23 protein-coding genes and 1 pseudogene are annotated in these 24239 nt (G+C 66.2%); 20 read left to right on the top strand and 4 right to left on the bottom strand.

The features are described from left to right. Nucleotides 1–13 precede the first annotated feature (13 nt). The 5 genes and pseudogenes from pyrH to Rhe02_RS20295 all read left to right on the top strand — a co-directional run bounded on the left by pyrH (nt 14) and on the right by Rhe02_RS20295 (nt 4394). Complete coding sequence (gene pyrH / locus Rhe02_RS20315; RefSeq protein ID WP_203909854.1) at nt 14–763, top strand: UMP kinase; 750 nt, start codon at nt 14–16, stop codon at nt 761–763. 41 nt (nt 764–804) lie between these two features. Then, a complete protein-coding gene (gene frr, locus Rhe02_RS20310) occupies nt 805–1362 on the top strand; it encodes a ribosome recycling factor (protein ID WP_203909853.1) in 558 nt (185 codons plus the stop codon). 71 nt (nt 1363–1433) lie between these two features. Next, a pseudogene (locus Rhe02_RS20305) lies at nt 1434–2246 on the top strand (phosphatidate cytidylyltransferase); the annotation flags it as partial. A gap of 55 nt (nt 2247–2301) precedes the next feature. Then, on the top strand, nt 2302–3429 hold the full coding sequence (gene rlmN, locus Rhe02_RS20300; protein WP_203909851.1) for a dual-specificity RNA methyltransferase RlmN: 1128 nt from the start codon (nt 2302–2304) through the stop codon (nt 3427–3429). Next, on the top strand, nt 3426–4394 hold the full coding sequence (locus Rhe02_RS20295) for a DivIVA domain-containing protein (protein ID WP_203909850.1): 969 nt from the start codon (nt 3426–3428) through the stop codon (nt 4392–4394). The genes rlmN and Rhe02_RS20295 overlap by 4 nt, the downstream gene beginning before the upstream one ends. 43 nt (nt 4395–4437) lie before the next feature. Here the strand turns inward: Rhe02_RS20295 and Rhe02_RS20290 are convergent, their stop codons facing one another. Then, nucleotides 4438–4659: a DUF2631 domain-containing protein gene (locus tag Rhe02_RS20290; protein WP_203909849.1), complete on the bottom strand. Its 222-nt coding sequence runs from the start codon at nt 4657–4659 to the stop codon at nt 4438–4440. A 46-nt stretch (nt 4660–4705) separates the two neighbouring features. On the opposite strand from Rhe02_RS20290, the gene Rhe02_RS20285 reads away from it, so the two are divergent. Beyond that, nucleotides 4706–6259: a Rieske 2Fe-2S domain-containing protein gene (locus Rhe02_RS20285; RefSeq protein WP_203909848.1), complete on the top strand. Its 1554-nt coding sequence runs from the start codon at nt 4706–4708 to the stop codon at nt 6257–6259. A 169-nt stretch (nt 6260–6428) separates the two neighbouring features. On the opposite strand, the gene Rhe02_RS20280 is transcribed toward Rhe02_RS20285, so the two are convergent. Both Rhe02_RS20280 and Rhe02_RS20275 read right to left on the bottom strand, forming a co-directional pair. Then, nucleotides 6429–7931: a phytoene desaturase family protein gene (locus Rhe02_RS20280; RefSeq protein ID WP_203909847.1), complete on the bottom strand. Its 1503-nt coding sequence runs from the start codon at nt 7929–7931 to the stop codon at nt 6429–6431. 9 nt (nt 7932–7940) lie between these two features. After that, on the bottom strand, nt 7941–8606 hold the full coding sequence (locus Rhe02_RS20275) for a TetR/AcrR family transcriptional regulator (protein ID WP_203909846.1): 666 nt from the start codon (nt 8604–8606) through the stop codon (nt 7941–7943). Between the two features lie 73 nt (nt 8607–8679). Here Rhe02_RS20275 and Rhe02_RS20270 point away from each other — a divergent pair, with 73 nt between their 5' ends. The 6 genes from Rhe02_RS20270 (at nt 8680) to ispG (ending at nt 16305) form a co-directional block, all read left to right on the top strand. Then, the gene (locus Rhe02_RS20270) at nt 8680–10779 is read left to right on the top strand and encodes an MMPL family transporter (protein ID WP_203909845.1); all 2100 of its coding nucleotides are present in this window, start codon (nt 8680–8682) and stop codon (nt 10777–10779) included. A gap of 107 nt (nt 10780–10886) precedes the next feature. Continuing rightward, nucleotides 10887–11414, top strand: a complete 528-nt coding sequence (locus tag Rhe02_RS20265) for a GNAT family N-acetyltransferase (RefSeq protein WP_239123936.1) — start codon at nt 10887–10889, stop codon at nt 11412–11414. A gap of 40 nt (nt 11415–11454) precedes the next feature. After that, nucleotides 11455–12684, top strand: a complete 1230-nt coding sequence (locus Rhe02_RS20260; RefSeq protein ID WP_203909843.1) for an LCP family protein — start codon at nt 11455–11457, stop codon at nt 12682–12684. A 24-nt stretch (nt 12685–12708) separates the two neighbouring features. Further along, nucleotides 12709–13914: a 1-deoxy-D-xylulose-5-phosphate reductoisomerase gene (dxr, locus tag Rhe02_RS20255; protein WP_203909889.1), complete on the top strand. Its 1206-nt coding sequence runs from the start codon at nt 12709–12711 to the stop codon at nt 13912–13914. Continuing rightward, on the top strand, nt 13911–15134 hold the full coding sequence (locus Rhe02_RS20250) for a M50 family metallopeptidase (protein ID WP_203909842.1): 1224 nt from the start codon (nt 13911–13913) through the stop codon (nt 15132–15134). Before dxr ends, Rhe02_RS20250 begins: the two co-directional genes overlap by 4 nt. Nucleotides 15135–15141: 7 nt before the next feature. Next, complete coding sequence (gene ispG / locus Rhe02_RS20245; protein ID WP_203909841.1) at nt 15142–16305, top strand: flavodoxin-dependent (E)-4-hydroxy-3-methylbut-2-enyl-diphosphate synthase; 1164 nt, start codon at nt 15142–15144, stop codon at nt 16303–16305. Between the two features lie 188 nt (nt 16306–16493). Here the strand turns inward: ispG and Rhe02_RS20240 are convergent, their stop codons facing one another. Next, nucleotides 16494–16997: a PadR family transcriptional regulator gene (locus Rhe02_RS20240; RefSeq protein WP_203909840.1), complete on the bottom strand. Its 504-nt coding sequence runs from the start codon at nt 16995–16997 to the stop codon at nt 16494–16496. A 188-nt stretch (nt 16998–17185) separates the two neighbouring features. On the opposite strand from Rhe02_RS20240, the gene Rhe02_RS20235 reads away from it, so the two are divergent. From Rhe02_RS20235 to map, 8 genes are read left to right on the top strand one after another with little or no spacing between them, the layout of a single operon-like run. Next, entirely contained in the window at nt 17186–18022 is an 837-nt protein-coding gene (locus Rhe02_RS20235; protein WP_203909839.1) for a GNAT family N-acetyltransferase, read from the top strand. 46 nt (nt 18023–18068) lie between these two features. Further along, the gene (locus Rhe02_RS20230) at nt 18069–18575 is read left to right on the top strand and encodes a hypothetical protein (protein ID WP_203909838.1); all 507 of its coding nucleotides are present in this window, start codon (nt 18069–18071) and stop codon (nt 18573–18575) included. 33 nt (nt 18576–18608) lie between these two features. Next, nucleotides 18609–19952 carry a glutamine synthetase family protein gene (locus tag Rhe02_RS20225; protein ID WP_203909837.1) on the top strand — a complete coding sequence of 448 codons (1344 nt, stop codon included), beginning with the start codon at nt 18609–18611 and terminating at the stop codon, nt 19950–19952. Further along, nucleotides 19949–21265: an aldehyde dehydrogenase family protein gene (locus Rhe02_RS20220; RefSeq protein ID WP_203909836.1), complete on the top strand. Its 1317-nt coding sequence runs from the start codon at nt 19949–19951 to the stop codon at nt 21263–21265. Before Rhe02_RS20225 ends, Rhe02_RS20220 begins: the two co-directional genes overlap by 4 nt. 1 nt (nt 21266) lies before the next feature. Then, complete coding sequence (locus Rhe02_RS20215) at nt 21267–22004, top strand: 3-oxoacyl-ACP reductase (protein WP_239123935.1); 738 nt, start codon at nt 21267–21269, stop codon at nt 22002–22004. A gap of 5 nt (nt 22005–22009) precedes the next feature. Further along, a complete protein-coding gene (locus Rhe02_RS20210; protein ID WP_239123934.1) occupies nt 22010–22741 on the top strand; it encodes a gamma-glutamyl-gamma-aminobutyrate hydrolase family protein in 732 nt (243 codons plus the stop codon). A 7-nt stretch (nt 22742–22748) separates the two neighbouring features. Then, nucleotides 22749–23306: a pyridoxamine 5'-phosphate oxidase family protein gene (locus Rhe02_RS20205; RefSeq protein WP_203909833.1), complete on the top strand. Its 558-nt coding sequence runs from the start codon at nt 22749–22751 to the stop codon at nt 23304–23306. An 11-nt stretch (nt 23307–23317) separates the two neighbouring features. Further along, entirely contained in the window at nt 23318–24190 is an 873-nt protein-coding gene (map, locus tag Rhe02_RS20200; protein ID WP_203909832.1) for a type I methionyl aminopeptidase, read from the top strand. Nucleotides 24191–24239: the final 49 nt, after the last annotated feature.

Genomic DNA, 24239 nt, shown 5'->3' with positions numbered 1-24239 from the left:
CTCCCCGTGGCATATGGTCTGCGGTGGGCATACGAGGAAGGTGGCGCTCTTGACCGGTCGGTTTAAGCGGGTGGTGTTGAAGCTTTCCGGTGAGGTGTTCGGCGGTGGCGCGGTCGGAGTGGATCCGGACGTGGTGGCCGGCATCGCACGGCAGATAGCGTCCGCGATGCGGGCCGGAGTCCAGGTTGCCGTGGTGGTTGGCGGCGGTAACTTCTTCCGCGGGGCCGAGCTGCAAAAGCGCGGTATGGACAGAGCCCGCGCCGACTACATGGGCATGCTGGGGACAGTCATGAACTGCCTGGCGCTACAGGACTTCCTCGAAAAAGAGGGCATCGAGACGAGGGTCCAGACCGCGATCACCATGGCGCAGGTGGCGGAGCAGTACATCCCGCTGCGGGCCATCCGGCACCTGGAGAAGGGCCGAGTCGTGATCTTCGGGGGCGGGGCCGGGATGCCCTACTTCACCACCGATACCGTGGCCGCGCAGCGCGCGCTTGAGATCCGCGCCGACGTCGTGCTGATGAGCAAGAACGGTGTCGATGGCGTCTACTCCGCGGACCCGCGCACAGACCCGAGCGCGGTCAAGCTGGCCGAGATCACCTCGTCGGAGGCGATTCGGAAGGGGCTTAAGGTTGCTGACGCTGCGGCCCTGAGCCTTTGCGGTGAGAATGGACTGCCGATGCTCGTGTTCGGAGCGGAGAACGACGACATCATCAAGGCGCTGAGCGGTGAAAAGATCGGAACGCTTATCACCCCGGCATAATCCGGGTTGGTTTTGGAAGGTAGAGAGAGACGGAGAAGCCCGTGATCGATGACACACTCCTCGAGGCGGAGGAGAAGATGGACCGGGCAGTCGAGCATGCGAAGGAAGACCTCGCGGCCATCCGCACCGGGCGGGCCAGTGCGGCGATGTTCTCAAGGATCGTCGTCGACTACTACGGCACCCCCACGCCGTTGCCCCAGATGGCTTCGATCAGCGTGCCCGAGCCGAGAATGGTGATCATCAAGCCTTACGACGCCTCGCAGCTCGGCGTGATGGAGCGCGCCATCCGTGACTCGGATCTCGGGGTCAACCCGGGTAACGAGGGAACGGTTCTGCGCATCGTGGTGCCGCCGATGACCGAGGATCGCCGCCGAGAGATGATCAAGGTGGCTCGTTCCAAGGGTGAGGACAACAAGGTCGCGGTTCGCAACGTCCGCCGTAAGGCCAAGGACGAGCTCGACAAGCTGGTCAAGGACGGCGGGGTCGGCGAGGACGAGGGCAAGCGCGCGGAGAAGGAGCTCGAAGAGCTGACCCACAAGTACGTCGCCCAGATCGACGAGCTGGTCAAGCACAAGGAAGCCGAGCTGCTCGATATCTGATGGCAGATCTCGACGACGATGGGGCGCGGCAATTCCGGCATGCCGCGCCCGGCTCTCCTGCCCCCGATTACGGCCGAGCCGGGCGTAATGTGCCGGTCTCCCTTGCGGTCGGGGCCACCCTTCTCATTCTGATTTTCGTGCCGCTGTTCTTCGCCAAGCCACTCTTCCTGGCGGTGCTGGTGCTCGCGGCAGGCGTCGGGGTCTGGGAGATGGTCCGTGCCATCCGCACGGGCAGCCCGGCCCGCCCGCCGATGCTGCCCCTGCTCGGTGGCAGCACCGTGATGATCGCGCTGGCCTGGTTCGCCGACGTGAACGGCTTGACGATCGGGCTCCTGGTGGCGCTGCTCGCCACCATGGTCTGGCGGATGGGCGACGGCCCGGACGGCTACCAGCGCGACATGGGCGCGGGTGCGCTGATCCTGGTCTACGTCCCGTTCCTGCTCGGGTTCGCGGCGCTGCTGGCCCGCGTGGACGATGGGCAGTGGCGCATCGTGGTGACCATCGCCGCGGTGGTGCTCTCCGACACGGGTGGCTTTGTGGCGGGCGTGCTGCTGGGCAAGCACCCGATGGCGCCGACGATCAGCCCGAAGAAGTCCTGGGAGGGCTTTGCCGGGTCGGTCCTCGCCACGGCCGCCGGCAGCGCTTTGCTGCTGTGGCTCCTGCTCGACGTGGCGGCCTGGAAGGGCGCCTGCTTCGGCGTGGCGGTGTCCATCGCCGCCGTGCTCGGTGATCTTGCGGAGTCGTTGCTCAAGCGGGATCTCGGCATCAAGGACATGAGCAGCCTGCTGCCCGGCCACGGCGGGCTGATGGACCGGCTGGACTCCATCGTCTTCGCGGCGCCGATGGCCTACTTGTTGCTCTCCGTGCTCGCGCCTACGACGTGATAACCGTCGCCGAGGGGCTGTTGCTTATGGCTGAACGTGGGACACTGGATCGGACATGACGACTCTGCCCATGGTCCCGCTTACGTTCGGTGACGAAAAGCCGACCCGCCGTGCATCCATGCCGCCTACCCATCTCGCGGACATGGATCTGGCGGGCCGTCGCGCTGCCATCGCCGAAGCGGGTGAGCAGCCGTTCCGCGCTGCCCAGCTTTCCAACCATTACTTCGGCCGGCTTGAGCGCGACCCCGCGGCGATGACCGACATCCCCGCCGCGTCCAGGGAGCGGCTCGCTGGGCTGCTGATGCCCCGCCTGCTGACCCCGGTGCGCGAGCTGGCCTGCGATGACGGTGACACGCGAAAGTCGCTGTGGCGGCTACATGACGGCGCTCTCGTCGAAAGCGTGCTCATGGGATACCCAGACCGGGTGACCGTGTGCATCTCCAGCCAGGCCGGCTGTGGGATGGCGTGTCCCTTCTGTGCCACGGGGCAGGCCGGTCTGACCCGCAACCTGTCCACCGCGGAGATCGTGGATCAGGTTGTCTATCTGGCCGGGGTAGCCTCTTCCGGCGTCATGCACGCCACGCCGCGACGTCTGAGCCATGTGGTGTTCATGGGCATGGGCGAGCCGCTGGCCAACTACAGCCGAGTGATCGCCGCGGTTCGCAGACTGATCAGCCCAGCCCCAGAGGGGCTGGGCCTTTCGCAACGGCACATAACTGTTTCCACCGTGGGGCTGGTGCCGGCCATGCGCAAGCTGGCCGACGAGGACCTCTCGGTGACCCTGGCTCTTTCGTTGCACGCTCCCGACGATGAGCTTCGAGACGAGCTGGTTCCGGTGAACCAGCGATGGAAGGTGGCGGAGGTGCTGGACGCGGCCTGGGCCTATGCTCAGCGCACTGGCCGCCGCGTGAGCATTGAATACGCGATGATCAGAGATATCAATGATCAGCCGTGGCGTGCCGACCTTCTCGGGCGGCTGCTGGCGGGGCGGCTGGCGCACGTCAATCTCATCCCTCTCAATCCCACCCCCGGGAGCAGGTGGGATGCGAGTCCTAAACCGGTGGAGCGGGAATTCGTCCGGAGGTTGCGGGAGGCCGGAGTCCCGACTACCGTGCGCGACACCAGGGGACGTGAGATTGACGGTGCGTGTGGTCAACTGGCGGCGAGTGAGGGTGAGGCATGAGCAGCGCTAGCCATGGTCAGAGGTTCCGACGGCGAGCTATACGCCGCGGCTACAAGGTCGACGAGGTAGACAATTTCCTCGACAGGGTGGAGGCAACCCTGAACGGGGCTGCGGCTGCCCCGATCACCGCACAGGACGTGCACGATGTGGTGTTCCGTGTTCGCTTCGGCGGCTACGACGAGTGGCAGGTCGACCTGCACCTCGATCGGGTGGAGCGCCAGATCGCCGAGCTGGAAGAGCGCGCCGCGCCTCCGGGTGTCGGTGCCCAGCTGCGGGCGGCGATGAGCGTGCCGGGCGGCCCCCCGCCTCCGCCGCTGCCCACCCGCACCCCGTCGGCGCATCAGCCGACAAGCTCCTTGCCCCGCTTCGACCAGCCCTACGAGGCGCCCCCGCTGCAGCGTCCGGATCCGTCCTACGCGCAGGCCGGCAGCTTCAACGGGATGGCCGACAGCTTGCGCGAGGCCCCCAGCGGTTACACCGGTTACGCCGATCTGCCTCAGCGCGGCCGGGCCGACATCACCGGCGAGATCCGCACAGGTCTTCCGCAGCGCGATCCCTATGGCACGGGCGGGTTCGGGCCCATCTCCCCGGCCGCTCCGCCGCCGCCCTACCGGCAGCCGCTGGATCGCGGCTACGACTCGGGCAGCACCGGCTCGTTCCAGTCGGTGTCCGCGCCGCCCAGCATGAACATGGGCGGTTATGGCGGGCCACCGGCCGGCGGTGCCGAGAGCCAGCGGGTCGACCAGCTGCGCCGCACGTTCCAGCTGCGCCGTTTCGGCAGCGGTTACGATCCGACCCAAGTCGATCGGCTCTTCGAGAACGTGCTCGGCGCGCTCTCGGGCCGCGGCGGGGTCAACGAATCGGAGCTGGATGCCTCCAGGCTGAATCTGGTACCCGGCGGCTATTACGAGGCCGAGGTCGATCAGGCCATCCGCGAGGTGCGGGACATCCTGCGGTCACGATGAGCTAAGGAAAAGCGGGCCCGAGCGATCGGGCCCGCTTTCTTTGTTAGTCGCGCAGACCGTTGCGCTTGAGTACGGCGTCGCCGATAAGCAGCAGCGCGATGACCGTCGCCGTACCAATCAGCCAAGGCGCGCCCGTGTTCACTTCGTTGTTACCGAAAAGCATGAGCAGCAAGACAATGATCACTGCGACGCCGCCGATGCGCCACAGCCGGCGGGGGGTCGGCTTGTGCTGGTCGGGCGAGGTCACCGGCTCTTCTGCGGCCACTGGACGTCCTTTCAGGCTTAGCTGTCTTCCCCGGTAGCCTAGAGCAGTGCAAATTACGGGTACGGGACACGCCAGTATGCGGATCGACACCCCTGCGGGGTCGATCCTTTGCGATCCGTGGGTGAATCCCGCTTACTTCGCGTCTTGGTTCCCTTTCCCGGACAATTCGCAACTCGACTGGGAGACGCTCGGCGACTGCGACTACCTTTACGTCTCGCACCTTCATCGCGACCACTTCGACGCGGCGCATCTGAAGCGCTTCGTGTCGAAGAAGGCGACCGTGCTGCTGCCCGAGTACCCGACCTCCCAGCTTGAGGACGAGCTGCGTGAGCTGGGCTTCACGCGCTTTTTCAAAACCGTGAGCGACGAGGTGCATGAGCTCGACGGCGGCCTGAAGATCATGATCCAGGCGCTGACGAGCCCCACCGACGGCCCGATCGGCGACTCTTCGCTGTGGGTCGAGCACGACGGCATCCGCGTCCTCAACCAGAACGACGCTCGCCCCACCGACCTGAGCACCTTCGCCGCGCTCGGGCACGTGCACGCCCACATGCTGCAGTTCTCCGGCGCGATCTGGTACCCGATGGTGTATGAGCTGCCCAGCGTGGCCAAGACCGCCTTCGGCAAGCAGAAGCGGGAAAGGCAGTTCGACCGGACCTTCCGCTACATCGACGACCTCAACGCCAGCTGGGTCTTCCCGATCGCCGGCCCACCGTGCTTTTTGGACGATCAACTCTGGCACCTCAACGACATCTTCGGCGACGAGGGAAACATCTTTCCCGACCAGTCCGAGTTCATCTCCGAATACGCGAAGGTCGGCAAGACCAACGGGGTCGTCCTGCTTCCCGGCAGCGTCGCCACAATCGGCCAAACCGATTGCGCCACCACGCATCCCACCGATGTGGGTGCCTTCTTCGCGCAGAAGGAGAATCACCTCAAGGCCTACGCCGAGCGCCAGCGCATCGTCATCGAGCGGGAGAAGGCCTCCTGGTCCCATCCGGAGATCGATGTGCTCGCTGGCATGAAGGCTCAGATCGAGCCGCTGCTCGAGGAGTCGGTCTACCTCGCCAAGGGTGTCGGCGGCCCGGTTCGTTTCGACCTGACCGACCCCGACGGCGTTGTGGTTGAGTCGATCGTCGTCGACTTCCCGGGCAAGGAAGTGCGCATCTACGACGACGAGAAAGTGCGCTACCGCTTCCAAACCGAGCGCCGCCTCATCGAGCACTTGCTGCACATCGGCGAGGGTGATTGGGTCAACTCGCTCTTCCTGTCCTGCCGCTTCACCGCCGCGCGCATCGGCCAGTACAACGAATTCGTCTATGCCTTCTTCAAGTGCCTCTCCGAGGAGCGCCTGCAATACGCCGAAGGCTGGTATGAGTCGCAGCGTCCCGACGCCGAGGACATCACCATCGGCGGCTGGACCTTCCAGCGCCGCTGCGCCCACCTCAAGGCCGACCTCACCCGCTTCGGCATCGTCGAGGGCAACCAGCTCACCTGCCAGCTGCACGGCTGGAAATGGGACCTGGCCAGCGGCCGTTGCCTCACCGCCGTCGGCCACGAGCTTCGCTCCGCCGCCGCCGAAGCACGCCCTGACGCCTAAACCCTTCTAGGGCGCCGCTCCGCCGCCGACTCTTTGGCCTTGGGTAGGTGTGGGTGCGCGGCGCCTTTGCTCTGCACCCATAGGCGCAACTTCATGGTCAATGTGCGCCTATGGGTGCAGAGCAAAGGCCGCCAGCAACAACACCCACCTGGCCTTCCGGGCGGCGGTGTCAGAGGGAGAGGTCGGTCAGGATGCGGCGGGCGGCGTTGTGGCCGGCGGCGCCGATCACGGAACCGGCGGGGTGGCAGCCGGCGGAGCCGGCGTAGAGGCCGGGAAGGCCTGTCACGTAAGGCATTCTGTCCGCGAGGGCTACCGTGTTGTCGACGTGGTGGATGTGACCGCCGGTGATGCCGAAGTGCGACTCGATGCCGCTGGGCGCGAGGGTGAACACGTCGGCGACGAGGTCGCGAACGTCTGGGGCGTAAAGCTCGCAGATGTCCAGCAGACGGTCCACATAGGAGTCAACCGGGACGCCGTAGGGAACGGATTGCACGAACAGCGCGCTCGAATGGTGGCCCGCCGGGTCCTGCAGCGAGGGGTCGGCGGTGGTGTGCAGGTACCACTCGATGGTTGGCTCGTCGGGCAGTTCCCCGGCTTGGACCTGGGCCCACATGGCGCGCAGGCGGGCCAGCGGCTGGTCGCCGTCCGAGCCGGGCAGGAGGTGGATGGTGGAGCCGAAAGGCGAAGGCGCGCCAGGCGGCAGGCATTTGAAGGTGGGCAGGCCGGACAGGGCGAGGTTCACCTTGAGCGTGGTTCCCGTGCGCTGCAACGGAAGCATCCGCTCGGTCAGCGCGGCCGGGACCGGTGCGATCTTCATCAGCTCGAACGGGTCGCACGAGCCGAGCACCACCTTCGCCTTGAACGAGCGCCCGTCGGCCAAGGTGACTCCGCTGACAGCGCCGCCTTCTGTGTCCACCGAAGCCACCCGGGCCGAGGTGAGGATTTCGCCACCCGCGGCCTTGAAGGCCGCCGCCAGCGTGCCGGAGACGGCGCCCATGCCGCCGCGCGCGATCATCCAGGTGCCGTCGGCGCCGGGAAGCCGGCACATGTTGTGCACCAAGAAGTTGTGGCCCGTGCCCGGATCGTCGGGGCCGGCGTTGATGCCCGACAGGCCGTCGGTCACCGCGTACATGGACAGCAGAAGCTCGGACTCGAAGTCGAACTTCTTCAGATAGTCCATGACGCTGCCGCGGACAAGGTCTACGAACGTCTCGCGCAGAGCCGGGCGGATGAAGCGCTCGGCGGTCGCTTCAACGGTGCCCGGCTCGGTGAGCCAGGCGGGCGCGTAGTCCTCGCGCAGCTGCGCCAGCTCGGCCTGCATCGCGTTGTCGGCGGCGATGTCGCGCGGTGAGTAGATGCCGTTGTCGGTGCGCTGCGAGCCGATCAGCAGGTACTTCTCGCCGGGCGTGGGCAGGAAGTAGTGCGGATCTCGGCGCACCACCGGGATGTCGATGTCGAGCGTGCGCATCAGCTCCGGGGGCATCAGCCCGAGCAGGTAGGAGCCGGTCGAGTGCTGCAGCTCGGGAACCTTGGGGAAGGGACGTTCGGTGCGGGTGGCGCCGCCGATCACGTCCGCGGCCTCGAGCATGGTGACCCGCAGGCCCGCGCGGGCCAGCATGAGGCCACTGACCAGACCGTTGTGTCCGGTACCAATGATCACGACATCAGTCATAGGAAGACGTTACCTGATCAGCGACTCAGTAAAAGCCGTCACTTCGGCCTCGAACAAGGGCTCCGCATCGGCAACTGCCCAGCTCAGATGCCCGAAAGCCTCGGCCATGATGATGCCGTAGAACTGTGTCCATTTGAGCAGGAAATAGGTGTAGACCTCTGGCGGCACGTCGCCGTGCGCGTGATCGTGAGCGTCGACGATGGCCTTGCCCACGGGCAGCCGGCCCTGGTGGTAGAGGGCGAGCATGGGATCGATGAAGATCTGGCCGAACTGCACCCCGGCGTGTGAAAGGTCTTGGCACTGCTGGTGAAACTGGTCAACGCCGGGTAGCGGTGGGCCGAAGATGACGGTCGACTCCGCCGGGTGGGAAAGAACCCAGCGCCGGAACTCGCGAACCATCACCAGGAGCCGTCCTTCATGGTCCTCCGGTGCCACTTGGTCGCGAACCACCTCGCACGCGACCCGCAGATCGGTGTAGAGGTCGGTGCAGAGCTCCAAGATCAATGAGTCGAGCGCCGGATAGTACCGGTACAGCGCCGGCGCGGTGATTCCCATGTCACGGGCTATCGCCCGCAAGGAGATCGCGTTTGGACCGCCTGTGACCAGCTGATTCCTGGCGGTCTGTTTGATCTCCTGGCGGGTGAGATCGCGCCGCCGCTGTGACCTATCCGACATGAGCTTCCTTGCGTTAACGGTGTTCACTAATCTGACCGGTGTTAACCAGACCAACACTAGCTCGGAGGATGAAATGTTCGCATGGTGGGGCCGCGCGGTCGTACGACTGCGGTGGCTGGTCCTCGCGGTGGCGGCCGCGATTCTCGTGCTCGGAGCCACCTGGGGCGCGGGCGTCTTCGGCGACTTGATCAGCGGCGGCTTCGATGATCCGAGCAGCCCTTCCAGCAAAGCCCACACTGAGATCACCGAGCGGCTGGGCCGCCAGGATGTCGACATCATCGCCATTTACTCCAGCCCCGCGCTGGCCGATGGGATCGCGATGCGGGCAGAGGCGACGGCGGACCCGGGAGCGCTGACGGCTGCGCAACGCGGAGCGGCGCAAGTGGCCGCCACGCTCAAGGGGCGACCCGAGGTGACCAGCGTGATGCCGGGCCCGGTCTCGGAAAACGGTGCTTCGACCTACCTTGCCATCCAGCTGCGGGACGGCGATGAGGACGCCAAATTGGCCGACCTTGAGAAGATCGAGCCGATGCTGCGAGCCGCCGGGCCGCTGGAGGTGGAGGTCGGGGGGCTGATCCCCTTCCTGGACGACGCGAACCAGCAGATCAGCGACGACATCACCAAAGCGGAGATCATCAGCCTGCCGATCCTCATGATCCTGCTGCTGTTCATCTTCCGAGGTGTGGTCGCCGCCGCCACCCCGCTGATGGTCGGCATTCTGGCTGTCCTCGGGGCCTTCATTTCGGTACGGCTGCTAGCCCAGGTCACGGACGTATCCGTATTCGCGATCAACATCATCACCATGCTGGGTCTGGGCATGGCGATCGACTATTCGCTCTTCATCGTCTCCCGGTTCCGGGAGGAGCTGGCGGCGGGCCGGTCGACGGCGGAGGCGGTCGCGTTGACGCTGGCCACCGCGGGCCGCACGGTCCTCGTGTCGGGTCTGACCGTGGCGCTTGCGCTGGCGAGCCTGTTGGTCTTCCCCATGGACTTCCTGAAGTCCATGGCCTGGGGCGGGATGTCGGCCGTGCTGGTGGCGATGCTGGCTGCGCTGACCGCGCTCCCGGCCCTGCTCGCCGTGCTCGGGCCGCGTGTCAATGCGGCCCGGGTGCCGTTACCCAAACTGAGCCGCAGCGGTGGTGGCTGGGCGAAGCTCGCCCACAGCGTGATGCGCAGGCCGGTCGTCTATCTGGTTGGCGTGACGGCACTTTTGCTCGCCTTGGCCGTACCGTTCCTGCGGATCGAATTCGGCGGCTTCGACGAGCGCGTGCTGCCCGAGGGCACCGAGTCGCGGGTGGTGACCGAGCGGCTGGGCAGCGAGTTCGCCGGCGGCGGCGCGGCTCCGATCAGCGTGCTCGTCAACGGTCCGGTGGGCGATCTCCCCGCGCGGATAGCGGCCATGGACGATGTCACGGCGGCCAATGTCACGGCGCAGCGCGGCGACGCCACCCTGATCTCGGTGGCCTATCGCGGCGAGCCGAGCAGCGAGCAGGCGCGCGACGTGGTCAAGGAGATCCGTGAGCTGCCCGGGGACTTTCTCGTCGGCGGCCGGTCGGCGGCGGTCGTCGACCAGCTCGACGCCTTCGGCGAGCGCCTGCCGTGGATGCTGCTTCTGATCGGGGTCAGCACCTTCGTCCTGCTCTTCCTCGCCTTCGGCTCGGTCGTGCTGCCGCTCAAGGCGATGCTGATGAACGCCATCTCGATCGGGGCTTCGTTCGGTGTCGTGGTCTGGGTTTTTCAGGACGGCCACCTAGCCGACACGCTGGGCTTCACCGTCACCGGCTTCCTGGAGCCAGGAAACCTGGTGCTGATGCTGGCGATCCTGTTCGGGCTCGCCACCGACTACGAGGTCTTCCTGCTCTCCCGCGTTCGCGAAGAGTGGGACGCGACCGGCAACAACTCGCAGGCGGTCGCGATCGGGCTGCAGCGCACCGGCGGCATCATCACCGCGGCGGCGCTGTTGCTGATCATCGTGATCGGGGGCTTCGCCACCGGCGGCACCGCGACCATCAAACTGCTCGGCGTCGGCACGGTGGTGGCGGTGGCGGTCGATGCCGCTCTGGTCCGCACGCTGCTGGTTCCGGCGACCATGCGCCTGCTCGGAAAGTGGAACTGGTGGGCCCCCGGGCCGTTGACCGCCGTCTATCGCCGATTCGGCATCAGGGAGTCGTAAGGAGCTGAGGAAGACCGGCGGGTCGCCCCAGGGCGACCCGCAACCAAGTCAGCGGCGTCAAGCGCTTCAACGGTGTGCGAGTGATATGTGAGACCGAGCGGTTGGTAGTGCGGGAGTGGACGGCTAGCGACGACGACATCGCGCGGCGGTTCGACACCTATCGGCGGGTGGAGGTGGTCAAATGGCTCGGCAATGCCACGCCATTGGCCGACCTCGATCAGGCGATGGCCGGGCAGGCGCGGGCGGAAGCGACCTATGCCAAACATCAAGGCCGTTACGGCGTCTGGGCTGTGCAGATCCGAGATTCCGGAATCGTGGCGGGGTCTGTACTGCTGGTGCCGATGCCCGAACCGTCCGACGGCAGCCCGGGTGGGGGCGAAGTCGAGATCGGCTGGCACCTGCATCCCGATTCGTGGGGCCGCGGCTACGCCACCGAGGCGGCGAAAGCCGTGCTGGATTACGGATTTGGGCTGGGGCTGCCGGAAATATTGGCCATTGCCAAGCCTGACAACGCTCCTTCCATCGCGGTGATGCGCCGGATTGGGATGCGACATTTTGGGCGAACTAGTCGTTGGTATGGCATGGAGGCGGAGCTGTTTCGGGCGCATGCAGGCACGGCGGCGGATGCTCTGTAGAGTGTTGTCATTCCTTGCCCCCCTCAGGAACGGAGTGAGCGTGCCCGCGTCGTCCACCCGCGCTAAGCGTGCTCCGGTCCGGGAAGCCCGCATCGAGCGGGAGGACTTCGACGAAGAAGCAACCCCGGCCAAGCGCAAGAAGCCAAAAGACCCACTCTGGGCGCGACTTACCGTTGTCGCCGGAGCTCTTCTGATGATGCTTGGCGGTGGCGGAATTGTGGCGGCGCGGCTTGCTATCGCCTCGGCGACCGACAAGCTGACTACCACCACGATGATCGGCACTGATTCGGGCGCGCTGGTGCCGGGCACCAACATCGACGGCGCGATCAACCTGCTGCTGGTGGGCATTGACTCCGAGCAGATCACCGACGGTGGCGAGCGCGAGGGGGTGCTGGCCGACAGCATCCTGATCATGCACATCCCCAAGTCGCACGACCAGGGTTACCTGCTTTCCATTCCGCGTGACACCCGCGTGACGATCCCGCGCTTCGAGAAGAGCCGTTACGGCGGCGGAACCGGAAAGATAAATTCTGCTTTCAGTTCTGGGTACCAGGGCAGCGGCACCGAGCTGGAGAAGCGTGCCCGCGGCGTGGAGCTGCTCGCGCTGACCATTTACAAACTCACCGGAATGCAGTTCAACGGCGCCATGCTCATCGACTTCGACGGCTTCCGGGCGATGGTCGAGGAGCTGGGTGGCGTCGATCTCTGCGTCGACCAGCGCGCCGAGTCGATCCACCTGGCCTACAACGCGCAAGGCAAGATCGTTGGAGTCTGGTACGACGACGCGGCCGGGCAGGTCCGCAACATGCCCAAGGGCGGTCGGCCCCTCATCCACGAGCCCGGTTGCCGCTTCTTCACCCCGCAGCTCGCGCTGGACTACTCCCGCATCCGTAAGGGTCTGGAAAACGGTGACTACGACCGCCAGCGACACCAGCAGCAGCTGATCAAGGCGATCGCGAAGAAGGCGATGAGCAAGGGCGTGCTGACCGATTTCGGCAAGCTCAATCGGGTGATCGAGGCCGGTGGCAAGGCGATGATTCTCGACCCGGGCCGCGTGCCCATCGAGGACTTCATCTTCACGCTGAAGGACGTGGCCGCCAACGATCTGGTGACCGTGCGGACCAACCCGGGCACGTGGTCGACGCAGGAGATCAATGGCATTTCCTACGTCATCCTCAACGACGCGTCGCTCGCGCTTTTCCACGCCGCGCGGGATGGGACCCTGCAGGACTTCCTGCTCAACCATCCGGAGTTCCTGGGTTCCGTGTGAGTCAGGGACAATAGGCCGGTGACCATCAGTTCTGCACCGCGCGAGATTGTTCTGCTCGGTTCCACCGGCTCCATCGGCACCCAGGCGATCGATATCGTGCGCCGCAATCCGGAGCGTTTCCGGGTGGTGGCGCTCGGCGCGGGCGGCGGCAACGTGGCGCTGCTTGCCGCGCAGGCACTCGCGCTCGGGGTGGAGGCGGTCGGGGTCGCGAAGGCCAGCGCCGCACAGGACCTGCAGCTGGCTTTCTATGCCGAGGCGGCTCGTAACGGGTACCCACATGGTGGCTTTAAAGTTCCTAAAATCCTTGCCGGGCCACAGGCCATGGCCGAGCTGGCGCAATGGCCGGCCGACATCGTGCTCAATGGCGTGGTCGGGTCGCTCGGGCTGGCGCCCACCCTGGCCGCCCTGCACGCCGGGCGCACTCTTGCCCTGGCCAACAAGGAGTCTCTGGTCGCCGGTGGCCCGCTGGTGCGCGCCGCCGCGAAGCCGGGTCAGATCGTGCCGGTCGACAGCGAGCACTCGGCGTTGGCCCAATGTCTGCGCGGCGGTAGCCGGGCCGAGGTGCGCCGGCTCATCCTCACCGCGAGCGGTGGTGCCTTCCGTGGCCGGCGGCGCGAGGAGCTGGCCGAGGTCACCGTCGAGGAGGCGCTCAAGCATCCGACCTGGGACATGGGCCCGGTGGTCACCATCAATTCGGCCACGCTGGTGAACAAAGGGCTGGAAATCATTGAGGCGCACGAGCTTTTCGGTGTGCCCTACGACGACATCGAGGTCATGGTGCACCCGCAGTCGGTGCTGCATTCGCTGGTCGAGTTCACCGACGGTTCCACCATCGCCCAGGCCAGCCCGCCCGACATGCGGCTGCCGATCGCGCTCGCGCTTGGGTGGCCCGATCGCGTGGCGGAGGCCGCCCCGGCGGTCGATTGGACCCTGGCCCACAACTGGGAGCTGCGTCCGCTGGACCATGAGGCCTTCCCCGCGGTCGAGCTGGCGAAGGCGGCTGGCCGAGCGGGAAGGTGCCGCCCGGCCATCTACAACGCGGCCAACGAGGAGTGTGTGGCCGCTTTCACAGCGGGCCGTCTGCCGTTCCTGGCCATCGTGGACACGGTGGCTTGCGTCCTGGAGGGCGCGTCGGACTGGGGTGAACCAGGTACCGTCGAGGACGTGCTCGCCGCCGAGGCGTGGGCACGACGTCGTGCCCATGAGTTGATCGAGAAGGAAGGCGCTTGATGTTCATCGCCGGCATAGTCCTGGCTGCGCTCGCCATCCTCGTGTCCGTCTCGCTGCATGAGGCTGGGCACATGGGTTCGGCCAAGGCCTTTGGGATGAGGGTCACGCGCTATTTCGTCGGTTTCGGGCCCACCCTGTGGTCGAAGGTGAAGGGCGACACCGAGTACGGCGTGAAGGGCATCCCGCTGGGCGGGTTCGTCAAGATCGTTGGAATGACCCCGCAGGACGAGGACGCCGACGACAAGCGGGCGATGTGGCGCTTCCCGGTGTGGAAGCGGACCATCGTCATGTCCGCCGGCTCGATAGTCCACTTCATTCTCGCCTTCATGATCTTCTGGGGGGTGGCCGCCACGGCCGCCATGCCCAACCCGGCGATCAACCCCCAGGATCCGTTCGTCAGGACCGTTGACTGCGTGCAGGTCGTGCCCGACCACGACGACTGCCGCAGCAGCGACCTTCCCGCGCCGGCCAAGGCCGCCGGGATAGCGACCGGCGACAAGGTCCTGCGGATCGGGTCCACCGATATCGCCGAGTACAACGACATGATCGACGCGATCCGCGCGCTTCCGCCCGGCCAGCCGGCCGACTTTGTCGTGCTGCGCAACGGTGCCGAGCAGACCATCAAGGTGACGCCGGTAGGCGTGGAACGCGCCCCGCGCGAAAACCCGACCGGCGCGAAGACCGTCGTCTCCGCGGTCGGCCTGGCCAACAGCCACGATCCCGCGCTGCCGATCGCGGTGGAGTACAACGTCGTCGAGGCCGCGCCGGTGGCCTTGGACTTCATGGGCCGCACCTTCACCGGTGTGATCGAGGCGATCAAGAAGTTCCCGGAGAAGATTCCCGGTCTGTGGTCGGCGATCACCGGCGGTGAGCGTGACCCGGAGAGCCCGGTCAGTGTGGTCGGCGCGAGCCGGATCGGCGGCGAGCTGGCCGAGCTGGGCGAGTGGCCGAGCTGGTTCCTGGTGATCGCCTCGCTGAACCTTTTCGTGGGCTTGTTCAATCTTTTGCCGCTTCTTCCACTCGATGGTGGACATATCGCCATAGCCTGGTTCGAAAAGGTGCGCACCTGGATTTATGCTCGGTTGCGTAAGCCCGATCCCGGCCGGGTCGACTATTACAAGCTGATGCCGCTGACCTACACGGTAATTTTGATCTTTGGTGCGTTCACGCTGCTGACCGTTACCGCCGACATCGTCAACCCCATCACGATCCTCAGGTGAGTGTGCTGTGACCGCGATCAACCTCGGCATGCCGGCTGCGCCGGCTCCACTGCTGGCCCCCCGCCGCAAGACGCGACAGATCATGGTCGGCTCGGTGCCTGTCGGCGGTGGCGCGCCGGTGAGCGTCCAGTCGATGACGACCACGCTGACCGCCGACGTGAACTCGACCCTGCAACAGATCGCCGAGCTGGCGACCTCGGGTTGTCAGATCGTCCGGGTGGCGGTGCCGTCGCAGGACGACGTGCTCGCGCTGCCCGCGATCGCCAAGAAGTCACCGATCCCGGTGATCGCCGACATCCACTTCCAGCCGAAGTACGTGTTCGCCGCGATCGATGCCGGCTGTGCCGCCGTCCGGGTGAACCCGGGCAACATCAAGCAGTTCGATGACAAGGTGCGCGAGATCGCGCAGGCCGCCTCGGCCGCTGGGGTCCCGATCCGGATCGGTGTCAACGCGGGCTCCCTCGACAAGCGCCTGCTCGAAAAATATGGCCGCGCGACCGCGGAGGCCCTTGTCGAGTCGGCACTTTGGGAATGCTCGCTGTTCGAAGAGCACGGCTTCCGCGACATCAAGATCAGCGTCAAGCACAACGACCCGGTCGTGATGATCCGCGCCTACCGCCAGCTGTCCGAGCAGTGCGACTACCCGCTGCACCTGGGTGTCACCGAGGCCGGCCCGACCTTCCAGGGCACCATCAAGTCGTCTGTCGCGTTTGGAGCTTTGCTGGCCGAGGGGATCGGCGACACCATCCGCGTGTCGCTCTCCGCGCCGCCGGTGGAGGAGATCAAAGTCGGCAACGCGATCCTGGAGTCCTTGGGGCTCAAGGAGCGCGGGCTGGAAATCGTCTCCTGTCCCTCCTGCGGTCGCGCTCAGGTCGATGTCTACACGCTTGCCGAGCAGGTCACGGCGGCCCTCGAGGGCTTCCCGGCCCCGTTGCGGGTGGCCGTCATGGGCTGTGTCGTCAACGGTCCGGGCGAGGCCCGTGAGGCCGACCTCGGGGTGGCCTCCGGCAACGGCAAGGGCCAGATCTTCGTCAAGGGCGAGGTCATCAAGACCGTGCCCGAGTCCCTGATCGTCGAGACCCTGGTCGAAGAGGCGCTCAAGATCGCCGCAGAGATGGGCATCTCCCTCGACGACGAGCCCGCCACCGCCCCCCTCGTCACCGTTCACTAACCCTCGTCCACTCCCGCTGAAGATCGCCCATCGCGGCGGAGCTTGCGGCGCGCGAGCGCCGGGTGGGGAGCACGGGCCTTCGCTGCCGCGCGGGAGCTTGCGGCGAGCGACCACGACGTAGCGGCGAAGAAAATGCATGAAGAGAAAGCCGCGGTCTCAGGACGAGAACCGCGGCTTTCTGCCTGGGGTCATGCGGCGAGGATGGCGTAGAGCCTGCGCTTGGTCTCGTTCATGATTTCGAGGGCCTCGCGGCGCTGCTCGGCGCTGCCGGCGGACGAAACCTGTTGCAGCGCTTGCATGATGCCGAAGCCTGCCTCACGGAACTCCTGCATCTCGGTGATCCGGTTCTGATCGAAGTCTTGCCAAGGGCGGCCGGCGTTGGCTGCCTCTTCGCGACCGGCCTCGGTGAGGGTGAAGCGCTTGCGGCCGCTGGCTTCCTCGCTGACGATCAGGCCCTCGTCCTCGAGAAGCTGCAGGGTTGGGTAGATCGAACCGGGGCTGGGACGCCAGGCACCGCGGGTGCGCAGCTCCAGCTCGGAGATCATCTCGTAGCCGTGCATGGGTCGCTCTGCGAGCAGGCCCAGAACGGCGCCGCGCGTGTTGACACGCCGGCCGCGACCGTGGCCCCGGCCATGTCCGCCGAATCCTCGGCCGAACCCGCGGAACTGCTCCCAGTCTCCGCGATCAGCCATTCGCTCGAAAGCGGCCCAGTGTTGATGGTGGTGTCCATGTTGATGTCCGTCGCGATGCATCGTGCTATCTCCTATCTATCGACGATGTGTTTACGATATATCGGCAACGTGTCGGATGGCAAGACCCGGGTTGGCTCGCCTACCGTGCGGATCCTCCAAGCGGCACCTCCAAGGCCTAGGCTTGGTACATGCTCACGATCCCGGTGCGGCAGCTACTCGATGCGGACAGGGCCGCGGTGGAGCGGGTGCTCGCCGCGCATCCGATCGCGTCTGCGCAGGTAGCCGAGCGGATAGCGGCCCACGGGCTCGGCTGGCGGGCCGAAGGACGCCTCTTCGGCTACGGCGGCCACCGTCACCCCGACTCGGTGTTGTGGTGTGGCGGGCAGGTGACCCCGCTCGGTGCCGACCGTCAGGCGGTGGCGGCTTTCGCCGACCTGCTCGCGGGATGGCCGAGGGTGTGCGCGTCCCTGGTCGGGCCGGCCGATGGTGTGCTGAGCCTGTGGGAAAAGCTGTCGCCAAGCTGGGGTCCGGATAGGACGGTTCGGGAGGACCAGCCGCTGATGCTGGTGGACCGGGTCCCGGCGACGGCCACCGACCCGCTGGTGCGTCCGGTTCGGCTGGACGAAGTGGATCTGCTCTTCCCGGCATCGGTGGCCATGTACACCGAGGAGGTCGGGGTTTCGCCGGTCGGCGACGACGGCGGGCGCGGCTATCGGGCCAGGGTCGCCGAGCTGGTGCGTGCCGGGCGGGCCTTCGCGAAGGTGACCGACGGCCAGGTGGTGTTCAAGGCGGAGCTTGCCGTGGTGACCCGGCATACCGTGCAGCTGCAAGGGGTTTGGACCCATCCCCGGTGGCGAGGCAAGGGCATCGCCGCGGCCGGGCTGGCGACCGTGGTGCGCGAGGCTTTACGCCGTTTCGCCCCCACGGTGAGTCTCTATGTCAACGGATACAACGAGCCTGCGCGTCGCCTTTACGACCGTCTCGGCTTCCGCCGAGTCGGCACCTTTGCCACCGTGCTGTTCTAAGATCACTACTGGCAGTAGTAGTCGATCACTTGAGGTGGAAACCCCAATGGGGCGGATCGTGAAGAAGCTCTCCGACGACACCAGCAAGTACTACTGGTACCCGGGGGAGAAGGTGGAATGGATCCGAGCCGTCGTCGCGCTGGCGATCGGGGGCGGACTCGCCACCCTGCTGATGGTCATCACCGGTAACAGCCTGACCGCGGTGGTGACGGGCTGCTCGGCAACGCTTGCCGTGGCGGGCTTCAACTTCGGACGGCGCGATGCGAAGGCGCTCGCGGGTTTCCCGGACATGAACGACAAAGCCGCCCGCCGCGCGGCGATCACCTATTCGGGCCGTGCCGCATGGCGCGGGATGGTGCAGGGCCTGGGCGCGGCCTTGGCGGCGGTGCTCGTGCTCAACGTGGCCCACACCGGCTGGATGGCCGACTGGGTCATGCCGTTGCTGCCGGGAGCCGTTGGGGCGCTTGGACATCAGGCCGGCATGATCTGGGATCGTCTAGGTACGACGGTCGCGGTTCCCAAGCCCGCCGAAGCCGCGACCGACGGCAATTGACGAGTGATCGCCGACCGGGTAGACCTGTCACCTATGTGGTCGGCTGAGCAATTGCGGACAAGGGTCGAGCTGGGCGAGATAGACACGGTGATCCTGGCCATGACCGACATGCAGGGCCGGCTTCAGGGCAAGCGGTTACACGCCCAGTATTTCCTGGACGAGGTGCTGCGCCACGGCAGCGAGGCTTGCAACTATCTGCTCGCCGTCGATGTCGAAATGACACCAGTTGATGGATACGCGGTTTCCGGCTGGGAACGCGGGTACGGGGACTTCGTGCTCTCGCCCGATCTGACCACGCTGCGGCCACTGCCGTGGCTGCCGGGCAGCGCGCTGGTCCTGGCCGACGTGCTCTGGCACGACGGGTCGCCGGTGGTGCAATCACCGCGGCAGGTGCTGCGCCACCAGCTGGACAGGCTCGCCGAGCGGGGGCTGGTGCCCTATGTCGGCACCGAGCTGGAGTTCATCGTCTACCGTGACTCCTATGAGGAAGCCCAGCAGAAGGGCTACCGCGCTCTGAGCCCAGCCAACGGCTACAACGTCGACTACTCCCTGCTCGGCACCACCCGGGTGGAGCCCCTTCTGCGCGACATCCGCCTGGGTATGGCCGGTGCCGGGCTGCAGCCGGAAAGCGCGAAGGGCGAGTGCAACCTGGGTCAGCAGGAGATCGCCTTCCGGTACGCGGAGGCACTCAAAACAGCCGATCAGCACTCGATTTACAAACACGGCGCCAAGGAGATCGCGGCCCAACACGGGATGTCGCTGACGTTCATGGCCAAGCCGAACCAGCGCGAGGGCAACTCGTGTCACATTCACTTCTCGCTGCGATCCAAGTCGGGTCAGCCGCTGATGTCCAATGGCGATGCGCTGTCGGTGACCGGGGAGCGGGTGCTCGCCGGGCTCCTCGCCACCACTGCCGAGTTCAGCGTGCTCTACGCGCCAAACATTAACTCCTACAAGCGTTTCCAGGAGGGTTCGTTTGCGCCGACCGCGTTGCGCTGGGGGCGGGACAACCGCACGTGTGCCCTGCGCCTGGTCGGTCACGACCTGTCGTTGCGGGTGGAGCATCGGGTACCGGGCGGGGACGTCAACCCCTACCTGGCCATCTCGGCGCTGATCGCGGGGGCGCTGCACGGGTTGGACAACAACCTCGAGCTGGAGCCGGTGTTCACCGGCAACGCCTATCGGGATGAGACCGCGACCCGGGTTCCGGGCACCCTGCGCGAGGCGCTGACAAAGTGGGAGTCGTCGCAGGTGGCACGGGAGGCCTTCGGCGATGAGGTGGTGACCCATTACGCCCACGCGGCCGGCGTTGAGGTCAAAGCGTTCGATGCGGCGGTCACCGACTGGGAGCTGGTCCGGGGGTTCGAAAGACTGTGAAGATAGTCGATCCAGCCACCGAAGAGGAAATCGCGTTCATCGAGCCGGGCGAGGTCGGCCCGGTCGTGGAAAACGCCAAGCGGGCCTTTGCGTCGTGGCGGCGGGTGTCCCCGGGCGATCGGGCGAAACTGTTGCGCCGCTTCGCTTCCGTCATCGACGCGCACATCGATGAGCTGGCCGCGATAGAGGTACGCAATGCGGGCCACACCCAGGGCAACGCGCGCTGGGAGGCCGGTAATGTCCGCGATCTGCTCGACTACTACTCGGGTGCGCCCGAGCGTCTGTGTGGGCTGCAGATCCCCGTGGCGGGTGGCTGGGACGTCACCTTCCATGAGCCGCTGGGCGTGGTCGGTGTCATCGTGCCGTGGAACTTTCCCATGCCGATCGCCGCGTGGGGCTTCGCGCCCGCGCTCGCGGCCGGCAACACCGTCATCATCAAGCCTGCCGAGCTGACGCCGCTGACCGCGTTGCGCATCGGTGAGCTGGCGCTGGAAGCGGGTCTGCCCGAGGGGGTGTTGACGGTGCTGACCGGGCCCGGCTCGGTGACCGGGCGGGAGCTGGTGAGCCATCCCGATGTCCGGAAGATCTGCTTCACCGGCTCGGTGGAGGTGGGCAAGCAGATCATGGCGGCCTGCGCCCCGGATCTGACCAGGGTCACGCTCGAACTGGGCGGCAAGGCGGCGACGGTCCTGTTCGCCGACGCCAACCTGGAGAAGGCCGCTGCTGCCCTGCCCGGGGCGGTTTTCGACAACGCGGGGCAGGACTGCTGTGCCCGGTCGCGGCTGCTGGTTGAGCGTTCGGTTCATGATGAGTTCCTGGCGTTGCTCGAGCCGCACGTGCGCAACTGGCGGTGTGGTACGGACATGGGTCCACTGATCTCCGCCGCGCAGCGCGAGCGCGTGGCGTCCTATGTGGACAACCCGCTGATGCAGGGCTCGGCCCCGCACGGCAAGGGGTACTGGTTCCCGGCCACGGTGCTTGCCGCCGGTCCGGGCGACCGGCATTGGCGCGAGGAGGTCTTCGGGCCCGTGCTTTCGGTGATGCCGTTCGATAGCGAGTCCGAAGCCATCCGGCTGGCCAACGACACCGAATTCGGTCTGTCCGGCTCCATCTGGACCCGAAATCTAGGGCGGGCCATGCGGGTGTCCCGGGCGGTGGAAGCGGGCGTGCTGAGCGTCAACTCCCACTCCTCGGTGCGCTACTGGACCCCGTTCGGCGGAGTTAAACAGTCGGGGCTGGGCCGCGAGCTCGGACCCGATGCGCCGCTTGCGTTTACCGACACCAAAAACGTCTTCATCAGTGAGGAGGATTGAATTGCGGCGATTGGAAGATCGGGTGGCCGTGGTCACCGGCGCCGCCTCCGGCATCGGAGCGGCGACGGTCAAGCGCTTCACCGACGAAGGCGCCCATGTGGTCTGCGTTGACCTCAACGAGACCGGCGGCGACTTCGTCAAATGCGACATTTCAGATGAAGAGCAGGTGAAGGCGCTCTTCGCTGGGGTGGTGCAGCGCCATGGCCGGATCGACATCGCCTTCAACAACGCCGGCATCTCTCCGCCGGACGACGACTCGATCCTGGATACCGGCATCGAGGCGTGGGAGAGGGTGATGCGAGTCAACGCCACGAGTGTCTATCTGTGTTGCAAGTATGTTTTGCCTCACATGTTAGAGGCAGGCAAAGGATCGATCATCAACACTGCCAGTTTCGTGGCTGTCCTCGGCGCGGCGACAAGTCAGATTGCTTACACGGCCAGCAAGGGTGCAGTTCTCTCGATGACCCGTGAGCTGGGCGTTCAGTTCGCGCGCAGCGGAGTGCGAGTCAATGCACTTTGCCCAGGACCGGTGGCAACGCCGCTGCTCATGGAGCTGTTCGCGAAGGATCCGGAGCGCGCCGCCCGCCGACTGGTCCATGTGCCTATGGGCCGTTTCGCGGAGGCCGAAGAGATCGCCGCAGCGGTAGCGTTCCTCGCCAGTGACGATTCCTCATTCATAACCGCCTCGCAGTTCCTAGTGGACGGGGGCATTACCGGGGCATATGTGACGCCGTTGTGAGCGATGTGAGCAGACCTTTGATCGGCATCTCCACCTACGTGGAGCAGGCGCGATTTTCCGTACAAGACGCACTCAGCGCGGTGCTGCCGTGGAGCTACGTGGAACAGGTAAGGACGGCCGGCGGCCGCCCGGTGCTCGTTCCGCCCTGCCCCGATGGCGGGCTGGAGGTGCTTGACGGGCTGGACGGGTTGATCATCGCTGGGGGCCAGGACGTCGAGCCGGCCCGATACGGCGAGCTTGCGCATCCGAAGGTGTACACCTCGCCGGTTCGCGACGCGGGTGAGCTTCCGCTGGCGCGCCACGCCCTGATGCACGGCATCCCGCTGCTGGGTATCTGCCGCGGCATGCAGGTAATGGCCGTGGTCAGCGGTGGCCGGTTGCACCAGCACCTGCCGGAAGCGGTGGGCCACGAGGGCCACAGCATGCCCGGGCCGAAGAAGCGCTACAACAACCACTTGGTGCGCTTCGCCAGCGGCTCGAAGTGCCGTGAGCTTCTCGGTGCCGAGACCGAGGTGAACTCGTACCACCACCAGGGCGTGGCCGATCCGGGCCGGTTGATACCGACCGGCTGGTGTCCCGACGACGACCTGATCGAAGCGGTGGAGCACCCCGACCATCCGTTCGCGGTCGGCGTGCAGTGGCACCCGGAGGACCTGGCCGACCCGGCCCTGTTCGTCGCGCTGGTGACCGCTGCTTCACAATCGAAGGCTCGTCGCTCTTCGCTGGTGACCGTATAGTCGGTTCATGGGACGGGTCTACGACGAAATCGACGGCCGTATCCGTGAGTTTTTGTTGGCGCAGAAGGTCTTCTTCGTCGCCACCGCACCGTCTGCTTTGGACGGTCATGTCAACGTCTCGCCCAAGGGGCTGAGCGACTCGTTCGCCGTCCTTGGGCCGCACCGGGTCGCCTATCTCGAATACGGCGGCTCCGGTGTCGAGACGATTGCCCACCTGCGCGACAACGGCCGCATTGTGCTGATGGTCTGCGCCTTCGACGGCCCACCCAAGATCGTCCGCCTGCACGGCAAGGGTCGTGAGGTGATGGCCGAGGAGCCCGCGGCGGCGGAGTTGCTCACCGCCTTCCCCGCCGCGCCCCACCCGGGTCTGCGCAGCATCATCGTGATCGACGTGGAGAGAATCTCCGACTCCTGTGGGTACGGAGTGCCGCTCATGGAATATCAAGGTGATCGAGACCTGCTGGTGCAGTTCTGGTCGCGCAAGTCTCCGCAGGAGACGGCCGACTATCGATCGACGCGCAATGCGCACAGCATCGATGGCGTTGCGGTCTTCGCGGGCGACTAAAGTCTTTGGGTATGAAGGTGCGCGCTGAACTCACTCCCGGCAAGATCTCACCCTGGCGGGAGGTGCCCTCCGCCATTCCCCGGCCTGAATACGTGGGCCGCAAGCGCGCCGCAACCTGGGACGGTCCGATGACCCAGGACGCCGAGACCATCGAGAAGATGCGGATAGCCGGCCGCCTCGCGGCCCAGGCCACCCAGCTCGCGGGGGAGCATTGCCAGCCCGGCGTGACCACCGACGAGATCGATCGGGTGGTGCACGAGTTCCTGGTCGACCACGGGGCTTACCCGTCCACGCTGGGTTATCCGGGGCGCAACTCGCCTCCCTTCCCGAAGTCGTGCTGCACCAGCCTCAACGAGGTGATCTGTCACGGCATCCCCGACTCCACCGAGCTGGAGGACGGCGACATCATCAACATCGATGTCACCGCCTACCTCGACGGGGTGCACGGCGACACCGACGCGACCTTCTGCGTGGGCAATGTCGACGAGGAGGCACGCCTGCTTGTCGAGCGCACGCACGAGGCGACGATGCGGGGCATCAAGGCGGTGGCGCCGGGGCGTCCCATCAACGTGATCGGCCGGGTCATCGAGTCCTACGCCAAGCGCTTCGGCTATGGGGTGGTGCGCGACTTCGGCGGCCACGGCATCGGCCGTGCCTTCCACAGCGGGCTGTTCGTGCCGCACTACGACAGCCCTGAGGCGAAGACCACCATGGTGCCGGGCATGACGTTCACCATCGAGCCGATGATCACTCTCGGCGGCATCAACTACGACGTCTGGCCCGACAAATGGACAGTCGTCACCAAGGACCGCAAGTGGACGGCCCAGTTTGAGCACACCGTCGTGGTGACCGAGACCGGGCACGAGATCCTCACTTTGCCATGACCGAGCTTGTCGAGGTCATCATGTGGCACCTTGGCGCGACCGGCCGAAG

The organism is Rhizocola hellebori (genome assembly GCF_016862955.1).
GTDB classification, from domain to species: Bacteria; Actinomycetota; Actinomycetes; order Mycobacteriales; family Micromonosporaceae; genus Rhizocola; species Rhizocola hellebori.
The sequence above is the reverse complement of the archived record's forward strand: the minus strand, read 5'-3'. Positions and strand labels throughout refer to the sequence as shown.

What these genes read in the sequence shown, in the direction of transcription:
- pyrH (WP_203909854.1), top strand. Translation starts at nt 14, where the DNA reads ATGGTCTGCGGTGGGCATACGAGGAAGGTGGCGCTCTTGACCGGTCGG.
- rlmN (WP_203909851.1), top strand. Translation starts at nt 2,302, where the DNA reads ATGACGACTCTGCCCATGGTCCCGCTTACGTTCGGTGACGAAAAGCCG.
- Rhe02_RS20295 (WP_203909850.1), top strand. Translation starts at nt 3,426, where the DNA reads ATGAGCAGCGCTAGCCATGGTCAGAGGTTCCGACGGCGAGCTATACGC.
- Rhe02_RS20280 (WP_203909847.1), bottom strand. Translation starts at nt 7,931, where the DNA reads ATGACTGATGTCGTGATCATTGGTACCGGACACAACGGTCTGGTCAGT.
- Rhe02_RS20275 (WP_203909846.1), bottom strand. Translation starts at nt 8,606, where the DNA reads ATGTCGGATAGGTCACAGCGGCGGCGCGATCTCACCCGCCAGGAGATC.
- Rhe02_RS20270 (WP_203909845.1), top strand. Translation starts at nt 8,680, where the DNA reads ATGTTCGCATGGTGGGGCCGCGCGGTCGTACGACTGCGGTGGCTGGTC.
- Rhe02_RS20240 (WP_203909840.1), bottom strand. Translation starts at nt 16,997, where the DNA reads ATGGCTGATCGCGGAGACTGGGAGCAGTTCCGCGGGTTCGGCCGAGGA.
- Rhe02_RS20235 (WP_203909839.1), top strand. Translation starts at nt 17,186, where the DNA reads ATGCTCACGATCCCGGTGCGGCAGCTACTCGATGCGGACAGGGCCGCG.
- Rhe02_RS20230 (WP_203909838.1), top strand. Translation starts at nt 18,069, where the DNA reads ATGGGGCGGATCGTGAAGAAGCTCTCCGACGACACCAGCAAGTACTAC.
- Rhe02_RS20225 (WP_203909837.1), top strand. Translation starts at nt 18,609, where the DNA reads ATGTGGTCGGCTGAGCAATTGCGGACAAGGGTCGAGCTGGGCGAGATA.
- Rhe02_RS20205 (WP_203909833.1), top strand. Translation starts at nt 22,749, where the DNA reads ATGGGACGGGTCTACGACGAAATCGACGGCCGTATCCGTGAGTTTTTG.
- map (WP_203909832.1), top strand. Translation starts at nt 23,318, where the DNA reads ATGAAGGTGCGCGCTGAACTCACTCCCGGCAAGATCTCACCCTGGCGG.